The 7,588-nt window shown below is 70.9% G+C and carries 6 protein-coding genes; 4 read left to right on the top strand and 2 right to left on the bottom strand.

Translation table 11 applies throughout. From position 1 onward, the window contains the following. Positions 1-1,248: HAMP domain-containing protein (locus ACFVJS_RS23905; protein WP_378885708.1), on the bottom strand; the 1,248-nt coding region annotated here is incomplete at its 3' end. A gap of 175 nt (positions 1,249-1,423) precedes the next feature. Here ACFVJS_RS23905 and ACFVJS_RS23900 point away from each other — a divergent pair. From ACFVJS_RS23900 to ACFVJS_RS23885, 4 genes are all read left to right on the top strand, one after another. Beyond that, positions 1,424-3,553, top strand: a complete 2,130-nt coding sequence (locus tag ACFVJS_RS23900) for a SpoIIE family protein phosphatase (RefSeq protein ID WP_378885706.1) — start codon at positions 1,424-1,426, stop codon at positions 3,551-3,553. A gap of 117 nt (positions 3,554-3,670) precedes the next feature. After that, positions 3,671-5,125: a bifunctional UDP-N-acetylglucosamine diphosphorylase/glucosamine-1-phosphate N-acetyltransferase GlmU gene (gene glmU / locus ACFVJS_RS23895; RefSeq protein WP_378885704.1), complete on the top strand. Its 1,455-nt coding sequence runs from the start codon at positions 3,671-3,673 to the stop codon at positions 5,123-5,125. A 74-nt stretch (positions 5,126-5,199) separates the two neighbouring features. Next, positions 5,200-6,174 (top strand): ribose-phosphate diphosphokinase, encoded by a 975-nt coding sequence (locus tag ACFVJS_RS23890; protein ID WP_378885702.1) that lies wholly within the window; start codon positions 5,200-5,202, stop codon positions 6,172-6,174. Positions 6,175-6,187: 13 nt separating this feature from the next. Next, positions 6,188-6,721 carry a putative immunity protein gene (locus ACFVJS_RS23885; RefSeq protein ID WP_378885700.1) on the top strand — a complete coding sequence of 178 codons (534 nt, stop codon included), beginning with the start codon at positions 6,188-6,190 and terminating at the stop codon, positions 6,719-6,721. A gap of 6 nt (positions 6,722-6,727) precedes the next feature. Here the strand turns inward: ACFVJS_RS23885 and ACFVJS_RS23880 are convergent, their stop codons facing one another. Beyond that, entirely contained in the window at positions 6,728-7,195 is a 468-nt protein-coding gene (locus ACFVJS_RS23880) for an NUDIX domain-containing protein (RefSeq protein ID WP_378885698.1), read from the bottom strand. Positions 7,196-7,588: the final 393 nt, after the last annotated feature.

The raw sequence follows: 7,588 nt of genomic DNA, 5'->3' as shown, positions 1-7,588 counted from the left end.
CGACAGGTCGCCGCCCGCCACCGCGGTGGTGACCTGGGCGATGTCGCGGACCTGGTTGGTCAGGTTGGAGGCCATCGAGTTCACCGAGTCGGTGAGGTCCTTCCACCGGCCGGCCACGCCGGGAACCTCTGCCTGACCTCCGAGGATGCCCTCGGTGCCGACCTCGCGGGCGACGCGGGTGACCTCGTCGGCGAAGGTCTGCAGGGTCGCGGTCATCGAGTTGAGCGTCTCGGCGAGCTCGGCGACCTCACCGCGCGCCGTGACCGTGATCTGCTGCGACAGGTCGCCGCGGGCGACGGCCTTGGCGACCGAGGAGATCCCGCGCACCTGGGAGGTCAGGTTGGAGGCCATCGTGTTGACCGAGTCGGTCAGGTCGCGCCAGGTGCCGGAGACGCCGCGTACGTCGGCCTGGCCGCCGAGGCGGCCCTCGGTGCCGACCTCGCGGGCGACGCGGGTGACCTCGGCGGCGAACGACGAGAGCTGGCCGACCATCCGGTCGACGGTGTCCTTGAGCTGCGCCATCTCGCCGGAGACCTCGATGGTCACCGTGCGGGACAGGTCGCCGTTGGCGACGGCGGTGGTGACCTCGGCGATGTCGCGCACCTGGGCGGTCAGGCGCGAGGACATGGTGTTGACCGCGTCGATGAGGTCGCGCCAGGTGCCGGTCGCGTTGCGCACCCGCGCGCGACCGCCGAGCTTGCCCTCGGTGCCGACCTCGCGGGTGACCCGGGCGATCTCCTCGGTGATGGTGGCGAGCTGGGCGACCAGGCCGTTCACGCTCTTGGCTACCAGCAGCGGGTCGCCCTTGAGGGCGCGGCTGCCGTGACGTACGGCCATCGTCTGGGTGAGGTCGCCCGCGGAGACCGCGGCGACGACCCGGGCGACGTCGGCGGTCGGGCGGGCCAGATCGGCGACCAGACCGTTGGCGTCCTCGACGGCGCCGGCCCAGGCACCGCCGCCGATGCTCGGCCGGAGCCGTTCGTCGTGGTGGCCGTCGCGTCCCGCTTCGCGACGCACGCGGGAGAGCTCGCCGCTCAGCTGACTCAGCCGTTCGGCGATCTCGTTGTGGAGGGAGGCGAGGTCGCCGAGCGGCCCGTCGACGGGCTCGAGTCGTCCGGTGAAGATGCCGTCGCGCATCGCGGTCATCGCGTCCCTGAGCTGGCGCAGCGCGATCGGGTCGACCGACACCGGCTCAGGGTTCCTGGTGCCGGTCGGTGCGTCCGCCGATGTGCCCGGCGATGAGGGCATCTCGCCTCCTCTCGCGCTGAACTGCGCGTCTGCTGAAGTGTCCCACTCATCGGTTGGTCCCGACCGACAAATGGTCGTTCGCCATCGATTCTGGTCATTCCTTGACCCACTCGCTCGTTTCGTTGGCCTGATCAGTGCCTCGCGGGGCCAAAGGGGTGCACAATCGGCGGTGGCTATGAGCACCGGAGTCAAGACGATCTCGCGCACGTTCGAGCCGGCATCCACGTCGGTCTCCGAGGCGCGCCGTTTCGCCCGTACGGTGCTGGCCGAATGGGGTCTGGTGGACCTCGTCGACGACGCCGTCCTGCTGACCAGCGAGCTGGTCACCAACGCCGTGACGCATGCCGGCACGCCGATGACCGTCGCCGTCGTACGCGAGGAGGACCGGCTCCGCATCGACGTCTTCGACCAGCACCCGACCCGCGTGCTTCCGGTCGGCGCCAACGCCCACCCCGGGACCGGCGAGCACGGTCGCGGTCTGCTCATCACCTCGGCGCTGTCGACGGCCTGGGGCGTGGAGTACCGCAAGGACCACAAGCGGGTCTGGGCTGCCTTCGCGCTGGTGGAGGCGACCCTCGACGCCGAGGCTCCCGCGGCTGGTGGCCCCGAGGACCAGGACGTACGCCGCCGCGCCCCTGCGTCCTCGGCCGGCCAGGACCCGCTGGGACTGAGCGGGCTGGCGCTCAACCAGCTCCCGCTGGCGGACATGCTCGAGCTGGTGGTGGAGCAGACCCGGGACCGGTTCGGCGCGGATGCTGCGTACCTGCTGCTCGAGGACGAGATGGAGGACCGGTTCGTGGTGGCCGCGACGAGCGGGTCCGCCGCGCCGATCCAGGGGCGGAGCGTGCGGCGTGGCGAGGCAGGTGCACCGAGCCTCAAGGCGTCGTTCCGGCCGTTGGCGATCGGCGACCTGCGCGCCACCCCGGTCGAGCTGCTCCGCGGCCTCGAGCTGCGCTCGCTGGTGACCGCTCCGGTGGCCTTCGACGGCCGGGTGATCGGGACGCTGGCGGTCGCGCTGGCCGAGCCGGCCGGGTTCACGACCGAGGACGGCGCACAGCTGCAGCGGATCGCCGACTGGGCCGCGCCCAGCGTCGACCGCGCCTCCACCCGGGCCGCGGACAGCGAGCGGCGGGCCTGGCTAGCCTTCCTGGGGGAGTCGAGCGTGATGCTGGCCGGGTCGTTGGACCTGGAGGCGACCACGGCGATGACCGGGCAGATCGTCGTGCCCCGGCTGGCGACGTGGTGCGGCATCTACCTCAACGACGCCCGTGAGCAGCCCCGGCTCCAGTTCGCCTGGCACGCCGACGAGCACCAGCTCGACGCGCTGCAGAAGGCCTTGGAGGACGCCGCTCCGGACGGCCGGGAGGCGCCGGCCGAGCCCGACTATCCCGGCGAGGTCGCGATCCTCCCGCTGGAGGCGCGCAATCGCATCATCGGTTGGCTCACCCTCGGCAGGCCTCCTGGCGAGCCGTTGCGCCGCGAGCGGCTGATGGTCGCCGAGTCGGTGTCTCGCCGGGCGGCACTGGCCATCGACAACGCCAGGGCCCACACCGAGCTCCAGGACATCGGGCAGTCGCTGCAGCGCAGCCTGCTGCCGGCGGTGCTGCCGGAGGTCCCGGGCGTCGACATCGGGGTGGGCTACGAGCCGACGGGGGAGTTCAACGACGCGGGCGGCGACTTCTACGACATCTTCGCGCTCGGCTCCGGGCGTTGGGGCTTCATGGTGGGCGACGTGTGCGGTGTCGGTCCGGAGGCGGCCGCGGTCGCCGGGATGTCGCGCCACACGGTGCGGGCGCTGATGCGGGCCGGCATCCCGATCGCGCCGACCCTGGAGCGGCTCAACGCCGCCATCTGCGACGAGGGGACGCGGGGCCGGTTCATCACGATGGTGTGCGGCACGCTCGAGGTCACCGCGGCCTCACGGTTCCGGCTGCGGCTGGTCTGTGCCGGTCACCCGCCGCCGTTCCTCGTCACGCGCGCACGGCCGGGTGCGCCGGCCCGCCGGGTCGGCCGGCCGCAGGCGCTCCTGGGAGTGATCGACACGGTCGACTACATCGAGGAGGAGGTGACGGTGACGCGCGGCGACCGGCTCGTCGTCGTGACCGACGGTGTCCTGGAGCGTCGGGCAGGGGAGCCGATGTTCGAGGAGGCCGGTGTCGAGGCCGTCCTCGCCGCGGGCAGCGGCGCGGGGGCTCAGGCCGTCGCGGACCGGCTGCTGCGCGCGGTCGCCGACTTCGCCACCACGCCGCTGTCGGACGACATGGCGGTCCTCGTCCTCGACCTCGGCAAGGGCGCCGTGTCCTGAGGGGTGCTGAAGTCCTCGGCGTCGAGCCACCGCGAGCAGGACAGCCAGGGATCGCCGATCCCGGGACCCGCTGACCCCGGCTCGTCGGCCGGAACCCGCGCCCTAGACTGAGGCAACATGAGCGAGCTCACCGTGATCGTGCTGGCCGCCGGGGGCGGCACCCGGATGAAGTCCAAGACCCCCAAGATGCTCCACCAGATCGCGGGCCGGAGTCTCGTGGGCCATGTGCTGGCCGCCGTCTCGGAGGCCGGGGCGTCCCGCGTCGTCGCGGTCGTCGGCCACCAGCGCGAGCTCGTCGAGCCGCACATCGCCGAGATCCTCCCCGAGGCCGTGATCGCGGTGCAGACCGAGCAGCTCGGCACCGCCCACGCGGTGCGGGTCGCGGTCGAGGCGGGCGCGGTCTCCGGCGGGACCGTCCTGGTGACGTACGGCGACACGCCCCTGCTGCGCGGTGAGTCGCTGCGCGCGCTGGTGGCCGACCACGAAGCCGCCGGCCGGGCCGCCACGATCCTGAGCGGGATCGTCCCGGAGCCGTTCGGCTACGGCCGGATCCTGCGTGGCGAGGCCGGGGTCAGCGGGATCGTCGAGGAGAAGGACGCGACCGACGAGGAGCGGGCGATCACCGAGATCAACTCCGGCATCATCGCCTTCGACGGGGCGTTCCTCGCCGACGTACTGCCCCGGATCGGCAACGACAACGCCAAGAAGGAGTTCTACCTCACCGACGCGATCGCGCTGGCAGTCGCCGACGGGCTGGCGGTGGACGCGTTCGTCCTCGACGACGTCACCGAGGCGGAGGGCGCCAACGACCGGGCCCAGCTCGCGGCGCTCGGGAAGATCCTCAACGAGCGGATCGTGACCCGGTGGATGAAGGACGGGGTCACCGTGATGGACCCGGCGACCACGTGGATCGACGCCGACGTCGAGCTCGCCCCGGACGTCACGATCCTGCCCGGCACCCAGCTCATCGGTGCCACCCGGATCGACGAGGACGCGGTGGTCGGCCCCGACTGCACGCTGAAGGACACCGAGGTCGGCCACGGCGCCCGGGTGGTGCGTACGCAGGCGGAGCTCGCCGTCGTCGGACCCGGCGCCAACGTCGGGCCGTTCTCCTACCTGCGCCCGGGCACGGTGCTCGGCGAGGAGGGCAAGATCGGCGGCTTCGTCGAGGTCAAGAACTCCACCATCGGGCCCGGTGCCAAGGTGCCGCACCTGTCCTACGTCGGCGACGCGACGATCGGCGAGGGCTCCAACATCGGGGCCGGCACGATCTTTGCCAACTACGACGGGGTCAACAAGCACAAGACCCGGATCGGGCGCCACGTGAAGTCGGGCTCGGGTGTGACCTTTGTCGCCCCGGTGGTCGTCGGAGACGGCGCCGCGACCGGCGGCGAAGCCCTGATCCGCGACGACGTGCCGCCGGGCGCGCTGGCCGTCTCCGCAGGTCAGCAGCGCAACATCGAGGGCTGGGCGCTGGCCCGCCGGGCGGGCACCCCGCAGGCGGCCGCGGCCGAGGAGGCACTCGAGGCGGGCGTACCCATCCTGGGTGAACCCTCGGCGACAGGCGAGTGACCCCCGGGGTTGGGCGCTGTGGCGAAGTTGATGGAGAATCCAAGTGCAGTGACCCCGGGGGTAGGAGCCAGCACATGACCAAGCGCACCACCGAGAAGCAGTTGATGCTCTTCAGCGGCCGGGCTCACCCGGTCCTCGCGGAGGAGGTCGCCGACCTTCTCGGGACGAAGCTGACGCCGACCTCGGCCTACGACTTCGCCAACTCCGAGATCTACGTCCGCTACGAGGAGTCGGTGCGCGGCTCGGACGCCTTCGTGATCCAGTCGCACACGGCGCCGATCAACCAGTGGCTCATGGAGCACCTGATCATGGTCGACGCGCTGAAGCGTGCCTCGGCCAAGCGGATCACCGTCGTGATGCCGTTCTGGGGCTACTCCCGCCAGGACAAGAAGCACCGTGGTCGCGAGCCGATCTCGGCCCGGCTGGTCGCCGACATGTTCAAGACGGCGGGCGCCGACCGGATCATCTCGGTCGACCTCCACGCCGACCAGCTCCAGGGCTACTTCGACGGCCCGGTCGACCACCTGATGGCGCTGCCGCTGCTGACCGACTACATCAAGGACAAGTACGGCAATCAGCCGCTCGCCGTCGTCTCGCCCGACGCCGGCCGGATCAAGGTCGCCGAGCGCTGGGCAGCGCGGCTCGGTGGGGCGCCGCTGGCGTTCATCCACAAGACCCGCGACATCAACCGGCCCAACGAGACCGTCGCCAACCGGGTGGTGGGTGAGGTCAAGGACCGCATCTGCATCCTCACCGACGACATGATCGACACCGGTGGCACGATCGTGAAGGCCGCCGACGCGCTCATGGCCGACGGCGCTGCCGGCGTGATCATCTGCGCGACCCACGCGATCCTCTCCGACCCGGCCGTCGACCGGCTGAAGAACTCCTCCGCGCTCGAGGTCGTCATCACCAACACGCTTCCGGTGCCGGAGGAGAAGCAGTTCGACAAGCTCACCACGCTCTCCATCGCGCCGATGGTCGCGCGTGCGATCCGCGAGGTCTTCGAGGACGGCTCGGTGACCTCGATGTTCGACGGTCACGCCTGAGCTCGCCTCCTCCGTGGCCGGCGACTTCGAGCTGACGACGGACGAGCTTCGGGTCGTCGCCCGCTACGTGGCGGAGACGGCCGCCGAGGTCCTGCCGGTCTTCGAGGCGGCCGTGCCTGGCGACTCCCGCCCGCGGGTCGCGCTCGACGCGGCCTGGGAGTTCGTCGGTGGCGCGAGACGTACGAAGCTGCAGCGGGTCACCTCCCTGGACGCTCACCGCGCTGCTGCCGAGGCGCAGTCGGAGGCTTCCCGGCTGGCGGCGCGAAGCGCCGGTGACGCAGCCTCAGCCGCCTATCTCCATCCACTCGCCGACGCCGCTCAGGTCGGGCACATCCTGCGTGCTGCCGCGAGCGTCGCGCGGATCGCGGAGATCGAGGCGTCAGGTGACCCGCAGGCCGCGGCTGCGGCCTCTCTCGACCGGGCTGTCGCGCGGGCGACGCCGGAGCTGGTCGAGGTGCTGATGCGCTATCCCTCGGTGCCTTCCGGTGGCAATCGGGTCGCTTCTCTCATGAGCGCGCTCGACAGCCGTCTGCGGTCTCGGTGCTGACGGTCCTCAGACGCTGAACCGCGCGGCGACCTCGCCGGAGAGAGCGGCGTCGATCCGCCCTCTCAGCTCAGGGTGCATCTCCGGGAGTTCGTCCACGTGGAACCAGCCGACATCCACCGACTCGTCGTCGGCCACGTACGCCTCGCCGGAGCGCCACCTGCAGCTGAACGTGAGGTCCATGTAGACGGCACGGTCGCCGTTGGGATAGACCATCGGGCTGGTTGCTCCTGCTGACGCGAGACGGTCGACCGAGATGTCCACCCCTGTCTCCTCCTTCGCCTCTCGTGCGGCTGCCGTCGCCGGCTGCTCGCCGGGGTCGACGATCCCGGTGATCGGTGTCCAGCTGCCGTTGTCTGCTCGCTGCACCAGGAGGATCTCGTCGTCTTTGCGCACCACTGCTGTCACGCCGGGGAGCCAGAGCAGGTCCGTGCCTATCTTGCGGCGGAGGGCGACGATGAAGTCTGGGATCGGCATGGGATCAATGTATTTGTCTGGTGGTCGAGCTTGTCGAGACCACCTGGCGCGTGACCGTTCTTTGTGGCCGGTGTGGGCCGCCGACCCGTTCTCGAGGGTGTTCTCGATCTGGTCCGGCGTCAAGGACGGGCCTTCGGCCCGCCGGCTTCGCCGGCCGCCTTCGGCGGTCCTGGACTCCGGACCAGATCGAGAAAAAACTTGGCTGGCTATCGGGGCGGCGGCCCGGGTGTGGCGCGGCGAGTACTGTTCGTTCGCTGACCGCGAAAGTGGGGTTTGACCTGGGAAAATAGGTTCTCCCAGGGGTGGTTCTGGAGTAGAATAGGGACCATCACAGCACACCCCTTGAAGGCGGGAAAGCGATGAGTCTCGGGAGCGGGATCGACCACTGGGGAA

The organism is Nocardioides sp. NPDC057772 (assembly GCF_042798075.1).
In the GTDB taxonomy this organism is placed as follows: Bacteria; Actinomycetota; Actinomycetes; order Propionibacteriales; family Nocardioidaceae; genus Nocardioides.
Note: the sequence above shows the minus strand (reverse complement) of the source record. Positions and strands in the feature narration are given on the sequence as shown.

Bases quoted from the DNA above. Each gene is read 5' to 3' on its own strand.
- ACFVJS_RS23880 (WP_378885698.1), bottom strand. From the start codon at position 7,195: ATGCCGATCCCAGACTTCATCGTCGCCCTCCGCCGCAAGATAGGCACG.
- glmU (WP_378885704.1), top strand. From the start codon at position 3,671: ATGAGCGAGCTCACCGTGATCGTGCTGGCCGCCGGGGGCGGCACCCGG.
- ACFVJS_RS23890 (WP_378885702.1), top strand. From the start codon at position 5,200: ATGACCAAGCGCACCACCGAGAAGCAGTTGATGCTCTTCAGCGGCCGG.
- ACFVJS_RS23900 (WP_378885706.1), top strand. From the start codon at position 1,424: ATGAGCACCGGAGTCAAGACGATCTCGCGCACGTTCGAGCCGGCATCC.